This window comes from Geodermatophilus sp. SYSU D00779, assembly GCF_054050595.1.
The window spans coordinates 1-20041 of record NZ_JBJGZQ010000017.1; the positions used below are offsets into that span (position 1 = coordinate 1).

Here is a 20041-nt window from a genome sequence, read left to right on the forward strand (position 1 = left end):
CAGCAACGTCGAGCGCACCGCCGCTCTTGCTCCGTGGATCGAGCACTACAACACTCAGCGCCGCCACAGCGCACTTGGTGGACGCCCGCCGATCAGCCGACTGGCACCAACCTGATGGCCCGGTACAACTAGGAGGTTCCCCTGCAAGGCCGAGGGGCCCCGTCCGGCGACTGCCGGGCGGGGCCCCTCGCCGTTCAGCGTCCCGCCAGGAGCGCGGCCTCGAGGTCGGCGGGCAGCCCGGGACGGGGCAGGCCGTGCGGCGGGGGCGGCAGCTCCTGCACGCCGCGCAGCCAGACCCAGGTGTCGGCGACGGTCTGCCCCAGCGGCCGGCTGGGCAGTCCGAGCTCGCGCGCCCGGGTGGTGTCGACGTCCCAGGCGGTGCGGGCCATCTCGGCCGGCAGCCACAGCGGCAGGTGCAGCCACGGCTCGACACCGGCCGCCAGCAGGTCGGCCTCCGGCACCTGGACCCACTCCGCGTCGCCGCCGGTCGTCTCCCGGCAGAGCTCCAGCAGGCCGCCGAGGGTGGCCATGCCCACGGGCCCGGTCGCGTTCACCGCGCCGGAGACGCCCTGCTCGGCCATCGCCACCAGCCAGCCGGCCAGGTCGCGGACGTCGACGGCGGCGATCGGCTGGTCCCACCCCTCCGCCGGGACGACGACCCGGCCGCCGCGCGCGATCCGCCGCAGCCACCAGCCCAGCCGGTCCACGCGGTCGTCCGGGCCGACGATGAGGCCGGCGCGCGCGGTGAGGAACCGGCCCGGCACCGCGGCACCGATCTCCCGCTCGGCGAAGGCCTTGACCGGTCCGTACTCGTCGTCGTCGGTCTGCCAGGTCGGCTCGCCGTCCTCGGGGCCGATCGGGCCGGGCGGCAGGTTCGCGTAGGCGTTGAGGCTGCTGACGAAGGCGTACCCGCGCACGCTGCCCAGCACGGCCGCGGCGTTGCGGGCGGCCGCCCGGGTCTGGCAGGAGGTGTCGACGACGAGGTCGGGCACCCAGCCGTCGAGCGCGGCCGGCAGCGCGGCGGGGTCGTCGCGGTCGCCGTGCAGCGCGCGGGCGCCGGCAGGCGAGGCGCCGGAGACGCCGCGGGTGAAGGTCGCCACCTCGTGGCCGCGGTCGAGGGCCGCCGCCACCACGTGCCGGCCCAGGAAGTGGGTGCCGCCGAGGACGAGCAGTCGCATGCCCGTCAGCCCACCGGAGCCGCTCCCCGCCGTCCAGCCGGTCCGCCACCAGGGGTGGCGGACGGGAACGGCCACCCCCCAGGGCCCCGCGCCGGGCCTGCGAGGCGTGGGGGGAAGGGTGGTCCTCCGTCACACCGCCCGGGTGTAGGGCAGACCCGGGACCTGCGGCAGCGGGGTCGAGCGGGCGGCGGCCAGCACCATCTGCGGCGAGCGCGGCAGGCCGCGGCGGGTGCACAGCCGCAGCGCCCGGGCCCCGGTGATGACGTCGGTCTCCGGGGGGACGACGAGCAGGTCGGCGCGGCGGGTACCGCCGGCCCAGGTCAGGCAGACCACCCCGGCGTCCATGCTGCGGAAGCCGCCGGTGCGGACCACCCGCCCGCCGACGACGACCTTGCGCGGCGCCGGCGACCAGGCGTCGAGCGGATAGGTGAAGCGCTCGATGCGCAGGCCCCGCTTGTCCAGCGCGGCCACCAGCTCGGGCAGTTCGACCGCGAGGTCGCGGCTGCGCGGGAACCAGGCCCCGTCGAAGGCCTGCTCGCCGGATCCCGCGTCGCTGCGCAGGCTCACCCGGACGTCGATCCCGCCGCGGTGCCCCTCGGCCGCCAGCGTGTGCCGGGTGGTCCCCATCAGCGTCGCCTCCTCGTCGATCCCGGGCCCGCCCACACGGCCCCGAGGAGAACGTAGGCAGCCGAGGCGGCGGGTCCGGGTGAGCGTGTCGTGGGCGGGTCGGCGTCCCCCGGCTCGCCGTCACTTCGGGTCATGGGGCGGTCACGACACCTCTGGGTGGCCATCTCCGCGGGGATGGCCACCCAGGGCCGGAGCTTCAGGAGGTGAGCTCGAAGACCGTCGTGCTGTCGTAGACCTCGCCCGGGCGTAGCACCGTGGAGGGGAACTCCGGCTGGTTCGGGGAGTCCGGGAAGTGCTGGGTCTCCAGCGCCAGCCCGTCGCCCTGCCGGTAGACCCCGCCGCCGGTGCCCACGAGCGTGCCGTCGAGGAAGTTGCCCGAGTAGAACTGGATGCCCGGCTCGGTGGTGGAGATCGTCAGCGTCCGCCCGCTGGCCGGGTCGTGCAGCACGGCGGCCTCCTCGAGCGCGTCCTCGCTGTCCGAGCCCTCGCGCGCACCCTCGTCCTCGCGGTCGAGCACCCAGTTGTGGTCGTAGCCCTGCCCGTAGAGGAGCTGCTGGTCGGCCACGCGGATCCGCGCGCCGATCGGCGTGGGCTCGCGGAAGTCGAACGGCGTGCCCTCGACCGGGGCGATCTCGCCGGTCGGGATGAGCGTCTCGTCGACCGGCGTGAAGCCGCTCGCGTTGAGCTTCAGCTCCTGGTCGTAGACGTCCCCGGAGCCCTCGCCGGCCAGGTTCCAGTAGGTGTGCTGGGTCAGGTTGACGACGGTCGGCGCGTCGGTCGTCGCCTGGTAGTGCACGGTCAGGCGCGACTCGGCGTCCAGGCGGTAGGTGACCGTCGTGGTCAGCGTGCCGGGGAAGCCCTGGTCGCCGTTCTCGCTGACCAGCCGCAGCTGCAGGGCGGCCACGTCGTCGTCGCTGACGTCGGTGGCGGTCCACACGCGCTCGGAGAAGCCCCCGGGGCCGCCGTGCAGCGTGTTCGGGCCGTCGTTCAGCGGCAGCTGGTACGTGGCGCCGTCGAGGGTGAACCGGCCCTCGGCGATGCGGTTGCCGTAGCGGCCGATGAGCGCCCCGAAGTAGGGGTCGCCCTCGGTGTGGTAGCCCTCGAGGTCGGGGTAGCCGAGGACGACGTTCTCGACCTCGCCGTCGGCGTCGGGCACCTCCAGGGTCTGGATGACGCCGCCGAAGGTCAGCACGCGCATCGTCGTGTCGCCGTTGCTGAGGGTCCAGCGCTCGACCGCGGTGCCGTCGGGGGTGGCGCCGAAGGGCTCGACGCTCGTGGTCGGACCGCCGCCACCGCCGTCGTCCCGCCCGTCGTCGTCGGCGGTCGCGCCCGTCGGTGCGGCGAGGCCGCCGGCCAGCAGGCCGGCGCCGAGGACGGCGACCAGCGTGCGGCGCCGCGCGGTGCTGAAGAAGGTGGGGCGCTGTCCGGGCATGGGGACTCCGGTGTCCGTGGCGGTCCACCGGCGTCGTCGCACGGTGGCAGGACCGCTGCCGGACCCGTCCTCGCAGACGGCGTGCGACCGGCTCCCCCGCGGTGCGGCCCCGGAACGCCGCCCGACGCTAGGGAGGCCCCGGAAGGGGTGTCAACGCACCTGCGCGTCCCGCTCCGCAACACGCGAGAGGCCCCGCCCGGACGCGCCGGACGGGGCCTCCCAGGCGGCCGCTCAGGCCTTGGGCTTGCGGTTCTTCGCCTTGCCCCGCTCGTTCTGGTCGAGGATCACCTTGCGCACGCGGATGGTCGCCGGCGTCACCTCGACGCACTCGTCCTCGGCACAGAACTCCAGCGCCTGCTCGAGGTTCAGGATCCGCGGCGGGACCAGCCGCTCGAGCTCCTCCGCGGTCGAGGACCGCATGTTGGTGAGCTTCTTCTCCTTGGTGATGTTGACGTCCATGTCGTCGGGTCGGGAGTTCTCGCCGACGATCATGCCCTCGTACACCTCGGTGCCCGGGGCGACCATCATCGAGCCGCGCTCCTGCAGCGAGAACATCGCGTACGACGTCGCCACGCCCTGCCGGTCGGCGACCAGCGAGCCGGTCGGGCGGGCGCGCATGTCGCCCATCCACGGCTCGTAGCCCTCGAGGTTGTGGTTGAGGACGCCGGTGCCGCGGGTCTCGGTGAGGAACTCGGTGCGGAACCCGATCAGGCCGCGCGAGGGGACGATGTACTCCATCCGCGCCCAGCCGGTGTCGTGGTGGACGAGGTTCTCCATCCGACCGCGCCGGGTGGCCAGCGCCTGGGTCAGGGTGCCGACGTACTCGCCGGGCGTGTCGATGGTGACCCGCTCGACCGGCTCGTGCAGCTTGCCGTCGATCTCCTTGGTGACCACCTGCGGGCGGCCGACGGTCAGCTCGAACTCCTCGCGGCGCAGCTGCTCGACGAGGATGGCCAGCGCCAGCTCGCCGCGGCCCTGCATCTCCCACGTGTCGGGGCGCTCGGTGGGCAGCATCCGCACCGAGACGTTGCCGACCAGCTCCTGGTCGAGGCGGTTCTTGATCAGGCGCGCGGTCAGCTTCTTGCCCGAACGGCCGGAGATCGGCGAGGTGTTGATGCCGATGGTGATCGAGATCGACGGCTCGTCGACGGTCAGCGGGGGCAGCGGGCGCGGGTCGTTGGGGTCGGCGAGGGTGTCGCCGATCATGACGTCCTCGATGCCGGCGATGGCGACGAGGTCGCCGGGGCCGGCGCTCTCGGCCGGGGTCCGGGTCAGGCCCTCGGTGACCAGCAGCTCGGTGATCTTCACCCGCTGGACGGTGCCGTCGGTCTTGCACCAGGCGACCTGCTGGCCGCTCTTCATCGTCCCGGAGTGGATGCGCAGCAGCGCCAGCCGGCCCAGGTAGGGCGAGGCGTCGAGGTTGGTGACCTGGGCGCGCAGCGGCTCCTCGGCGTCGTAGGTGGGCGCCGGGATGGTGTCCAGCAGCGTCTTCACCAGCGGCGCGAGGTCCGGGCTGTCGGGGCTCGTGCCGTCGGCGGGCCGGGTGAGCGAGGCCTGCCCGGTCTTGCCGTTGGAGTAGACGATCGGGAACTCGAGGGCGTCGGTGTCCAGGCCGTTGTCCTCGAGCAGCTCCATGAACAGCTCGTAGGTCTCGTCGACGACCTCGGCGATGCGGGCGTCGGAGCGGTCGGTCTTGTTGACGACGAGGATGACCGGCATCCCCTTGCCGAGCGCCTTGCGCAGCACGAAGCGGGTCTGCGGCAGCGGGCCCTCGGAGGCGTCCACGAGCAGGACGACGCCGTCGACCATCGACAGGCCGCGCTCGACCTCGCCGCCGAAGTCGGCGTGCCCGGGGGTGTCGACGATGTTGACCGTCACCGGGTTGCCGTTCTCGTCGGCCAGCCGGATGGCGGTGTTCTTGGCGAGGATGGTGATGCCGCGCTCACGCTCGAGGTCCATCGAGTCCATGACGCGGTCCTGCGTGGAGTCGTTGTCCGTCCCCTCGCCCTTGGCACGCCCGAGGGCGCCTGCCTGGCGGAGGAGGGCGTCGACCAGGGTCGTCTTGCCGTGGTCGACGTGGGCGATGATCGCCACGTTGCGCAGGTCGTCGCGGGTGGGCATGCGGGAGGGCACCTCGGGGGAGATCAGGGGGTCGGCGCGTCCGTCTCTGCTGCGGAGCGCCCAGACACCAGGGTCAACAGCCGCCGGCCCGGCGACCTTCCCATGCTAGGCGCTCGGGGACCGGTCCCCGACGTGAGCGGACTCACCACCCCCGACCGACCGCCCGGCCAGTTCGGCCAGCAGCCGGTCCGCGGTGTGCAGGCGGCGGTGTTGCTGCAACCCCGCCGACCCGCCGGCCAGCGCCAGGCCGACAGCGAGCAGCCAACCCCATCCGCCCGGCCCGTCCGGGAGCAGCGTCACGACGGCGACCAGCACCGCCAGGAGGGCGGACAGCGCGGGCACGCCCGTCCGGCTGCTGTGCAGTCGGCGTCGCTCCGCGGCCAGCGGCCCCCGCCACTCCGCGTCGGCCGACTCGGGGAGGACGCCGGCCGAGACGGCCCGCGACACAGCGGCCCGCTCCCGGCCGGCCGCCGAGAAGCGGTACTGGACCGCGAGGGCCAGTCCCATCGCGACGGCGAAGAAGACGCCCCGGACGACGGCGCCGAACCAGCTCCAGACCTCGCCGAACAGCAGGACGTCGGACACCTGCATGGCCGGGCCGAAGAGCACACCCCCGAAGACGGCCGGCCACAGGGCCTCCGACAGCCGCCCCCGGTCGGCCCGCGTCGTCACGCCGCCAGCCTGGCCAACGCCGTCCCGCGGCGCCACCCCGTGCGGGCGCGTCAGGCGCGGTCGGCCACCGCGTAGGTGACCCCGGCGGCGACGAGGGTCACCAGGGCCACCGCCAGCCAGGACGCCATCCCGACGCCGAGCGCCAGCACGTGCGCGAGCACGAAGGCGCCGATGTAGAGGGCACCCAGGCCCAGTGCGACCGCCCAGCCGCGGTGCTTGACCCACAGCCAGGCCGCGCCGAGCCCACCGAGGGCGAAGACCGCGCCACCGAGGGCGCGGATCCCGGTGCCCTGCGCGACGCCGAAGCCGGCCGCGAGGCCGACGGCGACCAGGAGGGCGGAGGGGGTGCGGGTGCGGGTCAGGGTCGAGCTCGTCATGCCGTCCAGTCTCCCCGGCCGCACCGAGCACAGGGCTAGGCGGCCGGGCGGACGAGGCCGAACCGTCGGCCGAGCAACGGGCCGACGACCGGCCACGCCGATGCGCGCAGCGACGTGTCCCGCACGGCCATCCGCCACCGCTCCTCGGGCACGAACCAGGACGCGGTTCGGGCCCCCGTGTCGGCGAGGCGAGTCACGAGGGGCCCGAGGCGGTCGTGCGCCCGGTCCAGTGCGGCGGGGACGTCGGCGACGGCGGACACCGTCGCCAGCTCCTCGGCCACCGTCGCACCGCCGGCCAGGGCGAGCGACGCTCCCTGGCCGGCGAGCAGGGACACGCACCAGCAGGCGTCGCCGAGCAGCCCGACGCGGCCGCGGTGCCACACCCGTGCGCGGACCTGCACGGTCCGGTCGGTGTAGCGGTCCACGGCCGACGGGAGGGCCGCCAGCAGCTCGGGGACGAGCCAACCGAGGTCGCCGAAGCGGCGGCGCAGCGTCCCGGGGAGCTCGGCACCGGGCTCGCCCCCGCCGTCGGGTGACCGGTGGACGAAGAACGCGGCGGTGCGCCCCTCGTCCACGGGGTAGACCGCCACCATGCGTCCCGGTGCCGTGAGCGTGATGAAGTCCTCGCGGCGCACTCCCGGCAGGCCGCGGTCCAGGATCCAGGTCCACACGGCGTGGCCGAGGTCGCGGGTGCTCCACTCGTCCGGCTCGAGCAGGTTGTCGCGCACCCGCGAGTGCACCCCGTCGGCCCCCAGGACGACGTCCCACTCCTCCTCGGCCCCGTCGGCATAGCGGACGACGACCGGGTCCCCCACCGCCGCGGAGGGCTGCACGCCGACCACCTTGCGACCGTGGGACGGCTGGACCCCGGCGTCCCGCGCCGCGGCGTACAGCTCGGCCTCCAGGTCGCCGCGCAGGAAGTTGTGGTGCCGCCCACCGAACGCGCGGCGGCGCAGGGCCGGGTAGCCGACGGCGACCCGCGACCGACCGGACCCGTCGACGAACACCAGCCGCTCGATCGGGGCGTGGATGCGCTCCAGCGCGGGTCGCAGCCCCAGCCGCTCGGCCGCGTCGACGCCGGGACCGAAGAAGTCGATCATGTAGCCGCCGCCCCGGGGCCCGGGCGCGGCCTCCACCACGGCCGGGGACCCGCCGAGCTGGCGCAGCCGCAGGGCGGCCGACAGCCCGGCGATGCCGGCTCCGACGACGAGGACCCGCACGGCCACGCTCCCCTCCCGCCGCACGGGACGCCGGACCGGACGCTGCGCCGCACGGTGTGCACTGGCAGACGCCGGAGGCGGCAGCGAGGTTCCCTCGGTGCCCGTCCTCGGCCGCACGCGGCCGGCTCACCCCTCCCGCGCTCACCCCTCCTGCGCTTCGGCCACGGCGGCACGCAGACCCTCAGCACTCCGGTCCTGGAGGGGTGCGCCGTCGACGAGGACCGTCGGTGTCCCGGACACGCCCGCCCGGCTCGCGGCATCGGTGACCTCACGCGTCCAGTCCGCGTAGGCCAGTCCCGTGATCGCCTCCTCGACGTCGGGACCGGTGGCGCCGGCCTCGGCAGCCAGCTCGACGAGCCGCGCGTCGGTCAGCCCGGGGCCGCCCTCGGCCGGTTGCTCGGCGAACAGCGCGTCGTGGAAGTCGAGGAACGCCTCGGTGCCGGCCGCGTCGGCGACCGCGGCCGCGGCGTTGAGCGCGCGGGTGGAGTAGTCGTCGGTGGAAGCGCGGTCGAGGATCGCGACCGGGTGGTAGCGCACCTGCGCGGTCCCGGCGGCGGTGAGCTCGGCGAGGGTGGCACCGGCGGCGGCCTCGAACTGCCGGCAGGCCGGGCAGAGGAAGTCCTCGTAGACGTCCACGGTCACGGGAGCGTCGGCCGGCCCGACGGCGAAGGCGGTCCCGCCGTCCGTGGTGTTGGCCGGCACGGCGGCGTCGGGAGAGGTCGACGTCCGGGCGCTCTGGACGGCGATCACCACGACGACGGCGACCACGACGACGACCGCCGCGACCACCCCGCCCACGACGGCCTGCCGGCGGCGGCGCTCCTGGGCCCGGGCGCGTTCCTCCGCGGCGCGCTTCTCGGCGATGCGACGGCGGGCAGCCTCACGCTTGCTCTCAGGGGACACGTCCGGGCTCCTGGTTCGACGGGTCTGGCGCCTCCTGCCGGCCGCCGAGGGCCAGCCGGGAGCGCGGCCACCTGGCCAGCGCCAGCGCGACCGCGAGGAGCGCGACGTCGCGGACGACCTCCGCCGGGTAGGCGGTCTCCCCCGCGGCCACCTCACCGCCGCCCCCGAAGCAACCGCAGTCGATCTGCAGGCCCCGGGCCCAGGCCGAGCCGACGCCGGCGAGGAACACGACGAGCAGGGCGGCCGCGACGACCGCCGCCGTCCGCACGAAGACGCCGGCGACGAGCGCCAGCCCGACGGCGATCTCGAGGACGGGCAGCCCGAAGGCCACCGGCGCGACCAGCGGCTCGGGCAGCAGGCGGTAGGCGCGCACGGCGCGGACGGCGGCGTCCGGGTCGGGCAGCTTCAGCGCTCCGGCAGCGAGGAACACCCCACCCAGGAGCCAGCGCGCCACCGTGGCCACCCACGGCAGGACGGACCACGCCACCACAGGACAGTCGCCCGGCCCGCCCCGGTGGTACCCGGACACGACGCGGGCGCCGGGCCAACCCCCGGAGCCCTCGTACGGCCGGAGTCGGCCCCTCTGCAGGGCCCCGCCGCGAGCCTGCGCGTGGCGGGGGCAGAAGGGCCCTCCCTCAGGCGGTGCGGAGCACGGCCTCGATCTCGAGCTCGACGGTGATCTTGTCGCCGACGACGACGCCGCCGCCGTCCATCGGCATGTCGATGTCGACGCCGTACTCCTTGCGGGAGATCTCGGTCTTGGCGGAGAAGCCGGCGCGGGTGCCGCCGTAGGCGTCGGGGCCGAAGCCGTTGAGCTCGAGGGCGAGCTCGACGGGCTTGGTGATGCCCTTGATGGTCAGGTCGCCGACGACGGTCCAGTCGGCACCGTCGGTGCGGACCTCGGTCGAGCGGAAGGTCATGTGGGTGTGGTTGCCCACGTCGAAGAAGTCGGCGGAGCGGATGTGCGCGTCGCGCTGCTCCTGCCGGGTGTCGATCGAGTCCATGTCGATCGTGGCGGTCACGGTGGACTGCGCCGGGTCCTCGGCGGTGACGATCTCACCGGCGAACCTGGTGAAGTAGCCGCGGACCTTGCTGACCATCATGTGGCGGACGGAGAAGCCGACCGTCGAGTGGCTGGCGTCGATGTCCCAGGTGCCGACGACGTAGCCGGGGATCTGCGTGGCGGTGGTCATGGGAGCCTCCAAGTGGTTGAGCGTTGGACCATCGTGCCGAGCCGAACTGTAGTTGAAGGCTCATCTATTCCGCCAGTACCCTCGTGGGTATGACCGCCGACGTGTCGCTCGCTCCCCGGGACCCCGGCTCCGACGCCGAGGGGACCCGCTGGCTCGACGCCGAGGAGCAGCAGGCCTGGCGGGCCTGGCTCTACAGCGCCCAGCTGCTGCTCGACCGGCTCGACCGGGAGCTCACCCACGCCACCGGCATCTCGCACGCCTACTACGAGATCCTCGTCGCCCTGTCGGAGACCGAGGGCCGGATGATGCGGATGAGCGAGCTCGCCGACCGGTGCCTGTCCTCGCGCAGCCGGCTCTCGCACGCCGTGTCCCGGCTGGAGGAGCGCGGCTGGGTGCGCCGTCAGGTCTGTCCGGACGACGGCCGCGGTCAGCTCGCCGTCCTCACCGACGACGGGTTCGCCGCGCTCGAGGCAGCCGCCCCGGTGCACGTGGAGAGCGTGCGCACCCACCTGTTCGACCAGCTCTCCCCCGGGCAGGTCGCGGCGATGCGGGACCTCGGCGAGACGCTGCTGCGCCACCTCGGCCCGCGCTGAGCAGTGGCCGGGGAGGACTGACCTCGCCGGCCACCGTCGCTGCAGCCGGGGCCGCGGTGCCCCCGTCGTCGGACCGAGGTCAGCCCACGGCGACGATGACCCGCTGGGGCTCGCCGATCCCCTCGTGCAGCGTCCGCAGCGCCGTGTCCGCCTCGTCCAGCGGGAACCTGTGCGAGATCGAGCCGCTCAGGTCGAGCCGACCGGAGGCGACCAGCGGGAGCACCCGGCGCAGCGTCGCGATGGTGCCGCCGTAGGAGCCCAGGAGCTGCACCTGCTTCCGGACGAAGAGCGTCGGCGGGAGCACCGTGATCGGATCGGCGCCCAGGCCCACGACGACCGCCCGCCCCCCGGTCCGCAGGCACTCGACGGCCTGAGCGATCGTGTCCTGCCGGCCGACGAACTCGGCGGCCACGTCCACACCGAGCCCGGCGGTGGCTTCCCGCACCGCGTCGACCACCGGATCCCGGGATGCGTCGATCGTGACGTCCGCGCCGCTGCGCGCAGCGCGCTCGAGCTGGGACCGGCGGGTGTCGACCGCGATCACCGGGAACGCCCCGGCGAGCCGGGCGATCTGCACGGCGTGCAGGCCCAGGCCCCCGACGCCGATCACCGCGATCGACTCCCCGGGCCTCAACCCGGCCACGTCGGCCAGGGCGTGGAAGGGGGTGATGACCGCGTCGGTGCAGACCGCGGCCAGTTCGGGAGGCACCGGCTCCGGAACGGCGCACAGGTTCCTGGCCGGCACGGTGACGTACTCGGCCAGCCCCCCGTCGGCGTGGATGCCGAGCACCTGGCGGCCGGCGCAGATCTCGCCGTGACCGGCCAGGCAGGCGCTGCAGGTCCCGTCGTAGGTCAGCGGGAACACGCAGACCCGGTCGTCCACGGCCCAGTCGGCGACCTCCGTACCGACCGCGGCCACCGTGCCGGCGATCTCGTGGCCGAGGGTGATCGGGAGGAAGGGTGTCGGGGTGATCCCCTCGACCGCGACGTGGACGTCCGACCCGCACAGCCCGGTGGCCGCGACCCGCACCAGCACCTCGTCCCGGGCCGGGCGCGGCAGCGCGACCTCCCGCACCGCCAGAGGCCTGCCGACGCCCTCGAACCGGGCGGCTCTCATCGTCGCTGCCTGTGTCACGCCGCCTCCTGGTCTCCGAGGCCGAGGACCGTAGCGAGGGAGCCCGACACGTACGCCCCGGCCGGCGCCCCGGACGGCGGCTCCCAGCTGCCGCCAGCGAGTCCCCACGGTGCGTGGCCGGCCACGTCGGGGCAGGAGGCCGCTCCGGGCGTCCCGATCAGGAGGGAGGGGCGACGTCGTCGGGCGGGGCCGGCCAGCGGGGCACGCCGGCCACCGCGTCGTCCCCCAACCGGGCGGGGAACCGCGCCGGCCGCCGCTCGAGGAACGACGCCACGCCCTCGGCGGCGTCCGGACCGGCGCCGAGCTCGACGAGGGCACGGGACTCGGCGCGGTGGGCGTCCCAGGGCGAGGGCGCCCCGAGCATCGACCACAGCAGCTGGCGGGCGGCTCCAACCGCGACCCCCGAGGTGTTGTCGGCGATCTCGCGGGCCAGGCCCAGGGCGGTGGCCAGCAGCTCGTCGTCCGGGACCACCCGGGACACCAGCCGGCCGCGCAGCGCCTCGGCGGCGTCGAACACCCGGCCGGTGGCGACCCACTCCATCGCCTGGCTGATGCCGACGACCCGCGGGAGGAACCACGACGACGCGGCCTCCGGCACGATGCCGCGGCGGGCGAAGACGAAGCCGAACCGTGCCGACTCGGACGCGATCCGGACGTCCATCGGCAGCGTCATCGTGGCGCCGATGCCGACCGCGGGCCCGTTGACCGCGGCGATGACGGGCTTGCGCAGCCGGGCGAACGGCAGGGAGGCGATGCCGCCCCAGTCCCGCGGGACGCCGTCCACCGTGCCGCGGGGGACGGGGTCGGGGCGGGCGCCGCGGTCGCGGAAGGTGCTCTCGCCGCCACCGAGGTCGGCGCCGGCGCAGAAGGCCCGGCCGGCGCCGGTCACGAGCACCACCCGGACGTCGTCGTCGGCGTCGGCGGCCGCGGCGGCCCCGGCGAGCTCCGCGGCCATGACCGGCGTGAAGGCGTTGAGCCGCTCGGGCCGGTGCAGGGTGATGGTCGCGACGCCGTCGGCGACCGCGTAGCGCAGCTGGGTGGGGGTCACCCGAGCGCGCCGGCGACCGCGAGCCGGGCCACGGCGTCCAGGTGCTCGGCGGCGTCGCCGAGGAGCAGCCGGTCGACCTTGGCCCGCCGCCAGTACAGGTGGGCGTCGTGCTCCCAGGTGAAGCCGATCCCGCCGTGCACCTGGACGCACGTCTCGGCGGCCCGCTCGAGCACCTCGGCGGCGTGCGCCTTGGCGGCCGACGCGGCCAGCGGCCGCTCCTCGGGTGCGGCGTCGGCGGCCCAGGCCGCCCACCACACCAGCGAGCGCAGCTGGTCCACGCCGACCCACGCGTCGACCAGCATGTGCTTGACCGCCTGGTAGGAGCCGATCCGCCGGCCGAACGCCTCCCGCTGCTGCGCGTAGCCGACGGCCATCTGCACGGCGGCGTCGGCCGCGCCGAGGTCCTCGGCGGCGAGCACGACGGCGGCGACCTGCCGGGCCCGGGCCCACAGCCGGCCCGCGTCCTCGGCGAGCACCCGCCGCGAGGTCAGCCGCACCGAGGCCAGCCCGCGGGTGGCGTCCAGCGGGCGGCCGGGGGTGACGTCGCCCTCCCCGACGACGAGCGCGCCGTCGTCGTCCAGACCGAGGAAGAGCGTCGCGCCGGCCGCGTCGATCGACGGGGACGAGCCGGCGAGCGGGCCGTCGACGACCGCGAACGCCGCAGACCCGTCGGCCAGCTGCGCGGCCAGGTCGGGGGCGCCGGCCAGCAGCACCGCGGCGCGCGCGGCGGTCGCCAGCGACGGGCCGGCCAGCACGGCTCCGCCCTGCTCGGCGACGACGGCGAGGTCGAGCAGCAACCCGCCCGCACCGCCGGCGGACTCGGGGACGGTGATCCCGAGGAAGCCGATGTCGGCCAGCGCCTTGCGGCCCGGCGCGACGGCGCCGCCCTCGAGCGCCTCCCGGGCGGCGGCCGGCGAGGCCGAGCCACGGTAGAAGTCGCGCGCGCCGGCGGCGGCGTCGCGCTGGTCGGGGCCGAGGTCGAAGTTCACCGCGCACCGCCGGCGAACGGAGCGCTCCTGTCCGAGCGGGGTTCGGGCGGGAGGCCGAGCACCCGCTCGCCGAGGATGTTGCGCAGCACCTGGTCGGTGCCGCCGGCGATGGCCAGGCCGGGCAGGAAGCCCTGGCTGCGCTGCCAGGTCTCGTCGCCCTCGGCGGTGGCGGCGTACACGGCGTCGTCCCCGAGCAGCCGGACCCCGGCGTCGGCGACGAGCTTGGCCGCGGCGGTACCGGCCAGCTTGCCCGCGCTCGCCTCCGGTCCGGGCACCCCGCCCCGGCTGAGCTCGGTGAAGCGGCGGTATCCGGTGTAGCGGGTGGCGAGGGAGGCCACGACCGCCCGGCCGACGGCCTGCCGGGCGAGCACCTGCCGGTCGTGGTCCAGCTGCGGCAACCGCTGCCGGGCGTGCGCGACGAGCGTCTCGACCGGGACGCCGAGGTCGCTGCCGGCGCCGCCGATGGCCACCCGCTCGTTCATCAGCGTGGTCAGCGCGACCCGCCAGCCCTCGCCGGGCTCCCCCAGCCGCTCGCTGTCGGGGATCCGGACGTCGTCGAAGAACACCTCGTTGAACCCGGCGGAGCCGATCATCTGCCGCAGCGGCCGCACGGTCACACCGGGGGCGTGCATGTCGACGACGAACATCGTCAGGCCGGCGTGCTTGGGCCTCTGCGGGTCGGTGCGGGCGAGCAGGATGCCGTGGTCCGCGACGTGGGCCAGCGTCGTCCAGACCTTCTGGCCGTTGACCACCCAGTCGTCGCCGTCCCGGACGGCGGTGGTGCGCAGTGCCGCGAGGTCGGAGCCGGACGCCGGCTCGCTGAACAGCTGGCACCAGACGTCGTCGGCCCGCAGGAGGCGGGGCAGGTACCGCCGCCGCTGGTCGTCGCTGCCGTGGGCGATGACCGTCGGCCCGCACATGCCCAGGCCGATGTGGTTGACCAGGGCCGGTATGCGGGCGCGGGCCAGCTCCTGCTGCACGATCGCCTGCTGCACGAGCGTGCCGCCCTGCCCGCCGTGCTCGCGGGGCCAGGTGACGCCGACGAGGCCGGCCTCGTGGAGCACCCGCTGCGTGCGCCGCAGCTCGGCCTCGGCGGTGGCGGCGTCCACCGTCTCCTCCCCCGCGCCGACGTGCAGCAGCTCGGCGGCGTGCTCCTCCAGCGCCCGCCGGACACCGGCCCGGTACTCGGCTTCCTCGGGGGTGTCGTCGAAGTCCACGAGCGCGCCTTCCTCCGTCGGGCGGGGGTCGGCCGCAGCGTGACAGCGGTCACCCGCAGTGGTCAACGACGACCGGCTGTTGACCACCTCGGTCGCCCCGGCCAGCATGACGCGCGTTCCGGTCCGGCGGTCAGGAGGCCCCGTGAGCGCAGACGTCCCCCGGTTGACGGGCCGCGGCATGACGACCAGCGACCAGCTGGCACGGTGGGCCCGGCGGACGCCGGACGCCGTCGCGCTGCGGTTCGAGGGCACCGGGCGCAGCTACGCCGAGCTCGACGAGCGGGTGACCCGGCTGGCCCGCGCCCTGGCCGGCCGCGGGGTGGGCGTCGGCGACCGCGTCGCCGTCCTCGGGCTCAACGGGCTGGAGGTGTGGGAGGCCTACCTCGCCGGGGTGCGGGTGGGCGCGGTCGTCGTCCCGGTGAACTTCCGGCTCGTCGCCGACGAGGTCGCCTACGTGCTCGGCGACAGCGGCGCGGTGGCCCTCGTGGTCGACACCGCGCTGGCCGAGGTCGCGGCCAAGGCCCGCGAGCAGGCGCCCGGCGTGCGCACCGTCCTGACCATCGGCGGGGACTACGAGGAGGCGCTGGCCGCCGCGGGCACCGAGCCGCTCGACGTCGAGGTGGACGAGGGCGCCGCCGCCTTCATCATGTACACCTCGGGCACCACCGGCCGCCCCAAGGGCGCCGTGCTGACCCACCGCAACCTGCTCATGCACGTGTTCAGCCAGGTCACGCACCTCGGCTGGGACCCCGACGACCGGGTGGCCGTCCCTGGTGCGCCGCTGTTCCACATCGCCGGGCTCGCCGGCGGCCTGCCACCGCTGCTGCTCGGCGGCACCCACGTGATCCTGCGCTCGGGCAGCTTCGACCCGGTCGCCACGCTCGACCTCATCGAGCGGGAGCGGGTCAGCAGCGTGTTCCTGGTGCCCGCGATGTGGGCGGCGGTGGTCGCCGTCCCCGACATCGCCTCCCGGGACCTGTCCTCGCTGCGGCGCATCTCCTGGGGTGCGGCGCCCGCGTCGACGACCCTGCTGCGGACGCTGATCGACACCTTCCCGCAGGCCGAGGTGGTCACCGCCTTCGGGCAGACCGAGTGCAGCCCGGTCACCTGCTTCCTCCGCGGCGAGGACTCGGTGCGCAAGATCGGTTCGATCGGGACGCCGATGCTCAACGTCGAGGTCCGGGTGGTGGACGACGCGATGCAGGACGTGCCGCAGGGCGAGGTCGGCGAGATCGTGTACCGCAGCCCGATGGTGATGCGGGAGTACTGGGGCAAGCCGGAGGCCACCGCGGAGGCGTTCGCCGGCGGCTGGTTCCACTCCGGCGACCTGGTGCGGCAGGACGAGGACGGCTACCTCTACGTCGTCGACCGCAAGAAGGACATGATCATCACCGGCGGCGAGAACGTGTACTGCGCCGAGGTCGAGGACGTCCTGGCGGGCCACCCGAAGGTCGGCGAGGTCGCGCTGATCGGCGTGCCGGACGCGCGCTACGGGGAGGCGCCGCTGGCCGTCGTCGCCCCGCGCGACCCGGCCGACCCGCCGACGCCGGCCGAGCTCACCGCCTGGTGCCGGGAGCGGCTGGCGGGCTACAAGAACCCGCGCGAGTACTCGATCGTGGGCGCGCTCCCGCGCAACCCCAGCGGCAAGGTGCTCAAGACCCGGCTGCGCGAGGAGCACTCGGCCGGCTCGCTGGTCGCCGAACCGGTCGTCTGAAGAAGGACCCCGTCCTCCTCACCCCTCGCGAGCTCGGGGCGAGCCTCGGGACGGGGCCTGCGGCGGGCTCCGGTCGGGGGCAGGAGGGTCCTCCTAGCAGCCGTCGGGGCCGCAGACCTCGCCGCCGGTGATGACCGGGATGAGCGGCGTCCGCTCGGCCCAGGCCCGCTCGAGCACCTGCAGCAGCGCGTCGGCCGGCTGGGCGCCGTTGACGCCGTACGTGCGGTCGACGACGAAGAACGGGACGCCGCTGATGCCCAGCGCCTGCGCCTCGGCCTCGTCGGCCCGGACCGCGCCGGCGTAGCGCTGGTCCGCCAGCGCCGCGCGCACCTCGTCGGCCTCCAGCCCCGCCTCGGCGGCGAGCCGGACCAGGGTCTCGCGGTCGCCGACCGCCTCGCCCTCGCTGAAGTAGGCGGTCAGCAGCCGCTCCTTCACGGCGTCCTGCACCCCGCGCTCACCGGCCAGGTGGATCACCTGGTGGGCGTCGAAGGTGTTGGCGCGCACCGCCCTGTCGAACCGGAAGTCCAGGCCCTCGGCGGCGGCCTGCTGCGTCATGTGGTCGGTCATCTGCTGCGCCCCGAGCACCGAGGTGCCGTACTTCCTCGCCAGCCGCTCGGCGTACTCGGTCGGCGAGACCTCGTGCCCCGCGGCGGCTGACTGCGCGCCCGGGTCCAGCTCGAAGGACCTCCACTCCACCTCGACGGCGTCCCGGTGCGGGAACCGCTCGAGCGCGGCCTCGAACCGGCGCTTGCCGATGTGGCACCAGGGACAGACGACGTCGGACCAGATCTCCACCTTCACGCCCGGCCGCAACGCCGGCGTACCGCTCGGCTCTTCCCGGGCCGGCGGTCCCCAGGTCGTGGGACGCCGGGTATCGCGTACGGCGGGTGATGGGTGTAGGGCTGGTGCGTGAGCGGTCGGGGGACCGATTTCTTCATCAGCCACGCCGGCCGGGACACCGCGTGGGCCGAGTGGCTGGCCTGGCAGCTGCAGCAGGCGGGCTACACCGTCGAGCTGGACGTGTGGGACTGGGCTCCGGGTGAGGACTTCGTGGCCCGGATGGAGGCGGCGCTGGAGCGCGCGGACCGGCTGCTGGCGGTGTGCACCGAGGCCTACTTCTCCTCCGTGTTCGGCGGCGCGGAGTTGCGCGCGGCGTTCGCAGGGTCCGCGGCGGCGCAGGGGCGGATCGTGCCCGTGCTGGTCGAACCGGTGACCCTGCCCCGGCTCTACGCGCCGCTGGTCCACCTCGACCTGACCGGCCTGGACGAGGCCGCGGCCGCAACCCGGCTGCGGACCCGGCTGGCGAGGACCCGTCCCACCAGCGCGCCGCCGTTCCCCCGAGCGGGACCCGCATCGACGGCCAAGCCGGGATTCGCCGGCACCCTGCCGGCAGTGTGGAAGGTGCCGCCGCGCAATCCCCGGTTCACCGGCCGGGACAGCCTGCTCACCGAGCTGCGCCGGCGGCTGCACGACGGTGAGGGCACGCTGGCGGTGCAGGCCCTGTACGGCCTCGGCGGGGTGGGCAAGACCCAGCTGGCGCTGGAGTACGCGCACCGGTTCGCCGCCGACTACGACCTCGTCTGGTGGGTCGACGCCGAGCAGCCGGTGCTGATCCCCGACCAGCTGGCCGCCCTCGCGGCCCGGCTGGACCTCGCTCCCGGGCCGACGGTGACCGATACCGCCGAACGCCTCCTCGCAGAGCTGCGCGGCCGCGACCGCTGGCTGCTGGTCTTCGACAACGCCGAGCGGCCCGGCGACATCGCCGACCACCGGCCCGGTGGCGGCGGGCACGTGCTGATCACCTCCCGCTCTCCCGGCTGGGGTGCGCTGGGCGGGCGGCTGGAGGTCGACGTGCTGACCCGGGCCGAGACGATCACGCTGCTGCGCGCGCGGATCCCGGCCCTGGGCGAGGAGCTGGCCGACAAGCTCGCCGCCGAGCTGGGCGACCTGCCGTTGGCCGCGGCGCAGGCCGCCGGCTACCTGGAGCAGACCGATCTACCCGTGGGGGACTACCTGCGCCGGTTCCGCGCCCGCCGCGCTGGCCTGCTGTCCCGCGGGGAGGTGGTCGGCTACGCCGGCCGGATCGACACCACCTGGGCGCTGTCCCTGGAACGGCTGCGCAGCGCGGAACCGGCCGCCGTCCAGCTGTTGGAGCTGGCCGCCTTCCTCGCGCCCGAGCCCATCCCCCTGGCCCTGTTCGGCGAGCACGCCGAGCTGCTCGACGAGCCGCTGCGCACCGTCGCCGCCGACCCCGACGCCCTCGCCGACACCGTGGGCACCCTGGTCGGCTACTCGCTGATCCGCCGCTTCCCCGACGCCTTCCAGCTGCACCGGCTCGTGCAGGCGGTCATCCGCCACCAGCTACCCGCCGATCGCCAGCAGGCCACCGCCGAGCGGGTGGTGGCGCTGCTGGCCGCGGCCGCCCCCGACGACCCGGAGGACCCGGCCGGTTGGGCCGGCTACGCCGCGCTGGCTCCGCACGTGCTCGCCACCGCCCCTGTGGGGGACCACTCCGCCGCAGGTCGGCAGGTGGTCCTGGACACCATCCGCTACCTGCTGGCCCGCGGCGACGTCCACGGCAGCCGGTGCGTGGGCGAGCAGGGGCTCGACCGCTGGCGGGCGGTCCTCGGCGCCGACCACCCCGACACACTGGCCGGGGCGATCACTCTCACCCTCGCCCTGTTCGGGCTGAGCGAGGCGGAGGCGAGCCGCGCCCTGGGCGAGGACACGCTGCAGCGCTGCCGCTGGGTGCTCGGACCGGACCACCCGACCACCCTGAAGGCAGCGACCGCCCTCACGATCGCCCTGGTCCAGCTGGGGAAGGCGGGACCGGCCCGCGCCCTGGGCGAGGACACGCTGCGGCGCGCCCGCCGGGTGCTCGGCCCGGATGTCGTCACCAGTCTCGGGGCGGCCAACGTCCTCACCCTCGCGCTGGACCAGCTGGGGGAGGCCGAACCGGCCCGCGCCCTGGGCGAGGACACGCTGGCGCGCGCCCGCCGGGTGCTCGGCCCGGATCACGCCACCACCCTGACGGCGGCGACTGCTCTCAGCTCGGCGCTGACCCAGCTCGGCGAGGCGGAGCCGGCCCGCGCCCTGGGCCACGACGCGCTCGGGCGCTGCCGCCGGGTGCTCGGCCCGGACCACGTGCTCACGCTGTGGGCGGCTACCGTCCTGACCTCGGCGCTGACCCAGTTCGGTGAGGCGGAGGCGGCCCGCGCCCTCGGCGAGGACACGCTGCAGCGCTGCCGCAGGGCATTCCCCCCGGACCACCTGGTGACCCTGTGGGCGGCGGCCTCCACGACCGCCGCCCTGGCCGCGCTGGACGAGGTGGAGCCGGCCCGCGCCCTGGGCGAGGACACGCTGCGGCGCGCGCGCCGGGTGTTCGGCCCGGATCACCTGGTCGCCCTCTGGGCGGCGAGCGCGCTGACCCACGCCCTGGTGCAGCTCGGCGAGGTGGAGCCGGCCCGCGCCCTGGGCGAGGACACGCTGCAGCGCTGCCGCCGGGTGCTCGCCCCCGAACACCCGGTCGCGCAGTACCTGGCGCAGGCCGTCAGCATCGACCAGCTCCTCGGTGACGACGCCGCTGCCGACTGCCCGGATCCTCAGCCGTGAACCGGACCTG

General features: G+C 75.2%; 19 protein-coding genes. 4 read left to right on the plus strand and 15 right to left on the minus strand.

Annotated elements, in window-relative coordinates:
- Nucleotides 1-115, plus strand: a 115-nt coding sequence (locus ACI79G_RS14750) for an integrase core domain-containing protein (protein ID WP_456881978.1), incomplete at its 5' end; no start/stop codon positions are given.
- A gap of 79 nt (nt 116-194) precedes the next feature.
- Here ACI79G_RS14750 and ACI79G_RS14755 read toward each other — a convergent pair.
- The 10 genes from ACI79G_RS14755 to ACI79G_RS14800 form a co-directional block, all read right to left on the minus strand.
- Nucleotides 195-1178 carry an NAD-dependent epimerase/dehydratase family protein gene (locus tag ACI79G_RS14755; RefSeq protein WP_456881870.1) on the minus strand — a complete coding sequence of 328 codons (984 nt, stop codon included), beginning with the start codon at nt 1176-1178 and terminating at the stop codon, nt 195-197.
- Nucleotides 1179-1307: 129 nt separating this feature from the next.
- Nucleotides 1308-1805 (minus strand): DUF5994 family protein, encoded by a 498-nt coding sequence (locus ACI79G_RS14760; protein WP_456881871.1) that lies wholly within the window; start codon nt 1803-1805, stop codon nt 1308-1310.
- Nucleotides 1806-2001: 196 nt separating this feature from the next.
- Nucleotides 2002-3237 (minus strand): aldose epimerase family protein, encoded by a 1236-nt coding sequence (locus tag ACI79G_RS14765; protein ID WP_456881872.1) that lies wholly within the window; start codon nt 3235-3237, stop codon nt 2002-2004.
- Between the two features lie 231 nt (nt 3238-3468).
- Nucleotides 3469-5358 (minus strand): translational GTPase TypA, encoded by a 1890-nt coding sequence (gene typA / locus ACI79G_RS14770; protein WP_456881873.1) that lies wholly within the window; start codon nt 5356-5358, stop codon nt 3469-3471.
- Nucleotides 5359-5463: 105 nt separating this feature from the next.
- Entirely contained in the window at nt 5464-6030 is a 567-nt protein-coding gene (locus tag ACI79G_RS14775; protein ID WP_456881874.1) for a hypothetical protein, read from the minus strand.
- Between the two features lie 50 nt (nt 6031-6080).
- Nucleotides 6081-6407: a hypothetical protein gene (locus tag ACI79G_RS14780; protein ID WP_456881875.1), complete on the minus strand. Its 327-nt coding sequence runs from the start codon at nt 6405-6407 to the stop codon at nt 6081-6083.
- A gap of 35 nt (nt 6408-6442) precedes the next feature.
- Nucleotides 6443-7633, minus strand: a complete 1191-nt coding sequence (locus ACI79G_RS14785; protein ID WP_456881876.1) for an FAD-dependent monooxygenase — start codon at nt 7631-7633, stop codon at nt 6443-6445.
- A 135-nt stretch (nt 7634-7768) separates the two neighbouring features.
- Nucleotides 7769-8530 carry a DsbA family protein gene (locus ACI79G_RS14790; protein WP_456881877.1) on the minus strand — a complete coding sequence of 254 codons (762 nt, stop codon included), beginning with the start codon at nt 8528-8530 and terminating at the stop codon, nt 7769-7771.
- A complete protein-coding gene (locus tag ACI79G_RS14795) occupies nt 8520-9017 on the minus strand; it encodes a MauE/DoxX family redox-associated membrane protein (RefSeq protein ID WP_456881878.1) in 498 nt (165 codons plus the stop codon). Before ACI79G_RS14795 ends, ACI79G_RS14790 begins: the two co-directional genes overlap by 11 nt.
- Nucleotides 9018-9165: 148 nt before the next feature.
- The gene (locus ACI79G_RS14800) at nt 9166-9723 is read right to left on the minus strand and encodes a YceI family protein (protein ID WP_456881879.1); all 558 of its coding nucleotides are present in this window, start codon (nt 9721-9723) and stop codon (nt 9166-9168) included.
- Between the two features lie 89 nt (nt 9724-9812).
- Between ACI79G_RS14800 and ACI79G_RS14805 the strand changes: the two genes are divergently transcribed.
- Nucleotides 9813-10316, plus strand: a complete 504-nt coding sequence (locus tag ACI79G_RS14805) for a MarR family winged helix-turn-helix transcriptional regulator (RefSeq protein WP_456881880.1) — start codon at nt 9813-9815, stop codon at nt 10314-10316.
- 79 nt (nt 10317-10395) lie between these two features.
- Here the strand turns inward: ACI79G_RS14805 and ACI79G_RS14810 are convergent, their stop codons facing one another.
- The 4 genes from ACI79G_RS14810 to ACI79G_RS14825 all read right to left on the minus strand — a co-directional run bounded on the left by ACI79G_RS14810 (nt 10396) and on the right by ACI79G_RS14825 (nt 14705).
- Nucleotides 10396-11451, minus strand: a complete 1056-nt coding sequence (locus tag ACI79G_RS14810; RefSeq protein WP_456881881.1) for an alcohol dehydrogenase catalytic domain-containing protein — start codon at nt 11449-11451, stop codon at nt 10396-10398.
- A gap of 157 nt (nt 11452-11608) precedes the next feature.
- On the minus strand, nt 11609-12499 hold the full coding sequence (locus ACI79G_RS14815) for an enoyl-CoA hydratase-related protein (protein ID WP_456881882.1): 891 nt from the start codon (nt 12497-12499) through the stop codon (nt 11609-11611).
- Nucleotides 12496-13488 carry an acyl-CoA dehydrogenase family protein gene (locus ACI79G_RS14820; protein ID WP_456881883.1) on the minus strand — a complete coding sequence of 331 codons (993 nt, stop codon included), beginning with the start codon at nt 13486-13488 and terminating at the stop codon, nt 12496-12498. The genes ACI79G_RS14815 and ACI79G_RS14820 overlap by 4 nt, the downstream gene beginning before the upstream one ends.
- A complete protein-coding gene (locus ACI79G_RS14825; protein ID WP_456881884.1) occupies nt 13485-14705 on the minus strand; it encodes an acyl-CoA dehydrogenase family protein in 1221 nt (406 codons plus the stop codon). Before ACI79G_RS14825 ends, ACI79G_RS14820 begins: the two co-directional genes overlap by 4 nt.
- Nucleotides 14706-14847: 142 nt before the next feature.
- On the opposite strand from ACI79G_RS14825, the gene ACI79G_RS14830 reads away from it, so the two are divergent.
- Entirely contained in the window at nt 14848-16419 is a 1572-nt protein-coding gene (locus ACI79G_RS14830) for a long-chain-fatty-acid--CoA ligase (RefSeq protein WP_456881885.1), read from the plus strand.
- Nucleotides 16420-16512: 93 nt separating this feature from the next.
- Here the strand turns inward: ACI79G_RS14830 and ACI79G_RS14835 are convergent, their stop codons facing one another.
- Nucleotides 16513-17220, minus strand: coding sequence for a DsbA family oxidoreductase (locus tag ACI79G_RS14835; RefSeq protein ID WP_456881886.1), 708 nt, complete (start codon nt 17218-17220; stop codon nt 16513-16515).
- A 108-nt stretch (nt 17221-17328) separates the two neighbouring features.
- On the opposite strand from ACI79G_RS14835, the gene fxsT reads away from it, so the two are divergent.
- Nucleotides 17329-20031, plus strand: coding sequence for an FxSxx-COOH system tetratricopeptide repeat protein (fxsT, locus tag ACI79G_RS14840; RefSeq protein WP_456881887.1), 2703 nt, complete (start codon nt 17329-17331; stop codon nt 20029-20031).
- Nucleotides 20032-20041: the final 10 nt, after the last annotated feature.

Excerpts from the sequence above, each read along its gene's own strand:
- ACI79G_RS14755 (WP_456881870.1), bottom strand. The coding sequence starts at position 1,178 with ATGCGACTGCTCGTCCTCGGCGGCACCCACTTCCTGGGCCGGCACGTG.
- ACI79G_RS14760 (WP_456881871.1), bottom strand. The coding sequence starts at position 1,805 with ATGGGGACCACCCGGCACACGCTGGCGGCCGAGGGGCACCGCGGCGGG.
- ACI79G_RS14765 (WP_456881872.1), bottom strand. The coding sequence starts at position 3,237 with ATGCCCGGACAGCGCCCCACCTTCTTCAGCACCGCGCGGCGCCGCACG.
- typA (WP_456881873.1), bottom strand. The coding sequence starts at position 5,358 with ATGCCCACCCGCGACGACCTGCGCAACGTGGCGATCATCGCCCACGTC.
- ACI79G_RS14780 (WP_456881875.1), bottom strand. The coding sequence starts at position 6,407 with ATGACGAGCTCGACCCTGACCCGCACCCGCACCCCCTCCGCCCTCCTG.
- ACI79G_RS14800 (WP_456881879.1), bottom strand. The coding sequence starts at position 9,723 with ATGACCACCGCCACGCAGATCCCCGGCTACGTCGTCGGCACCTGGGAC.
- ACI79G_RS14805 (WP_456881880.1), top strand. The coding sequence starts at position 9,813 with ATGACCGCCGACGTGTCGCTCGCTCCCCGGGACCCCGGCTCCGACGCC.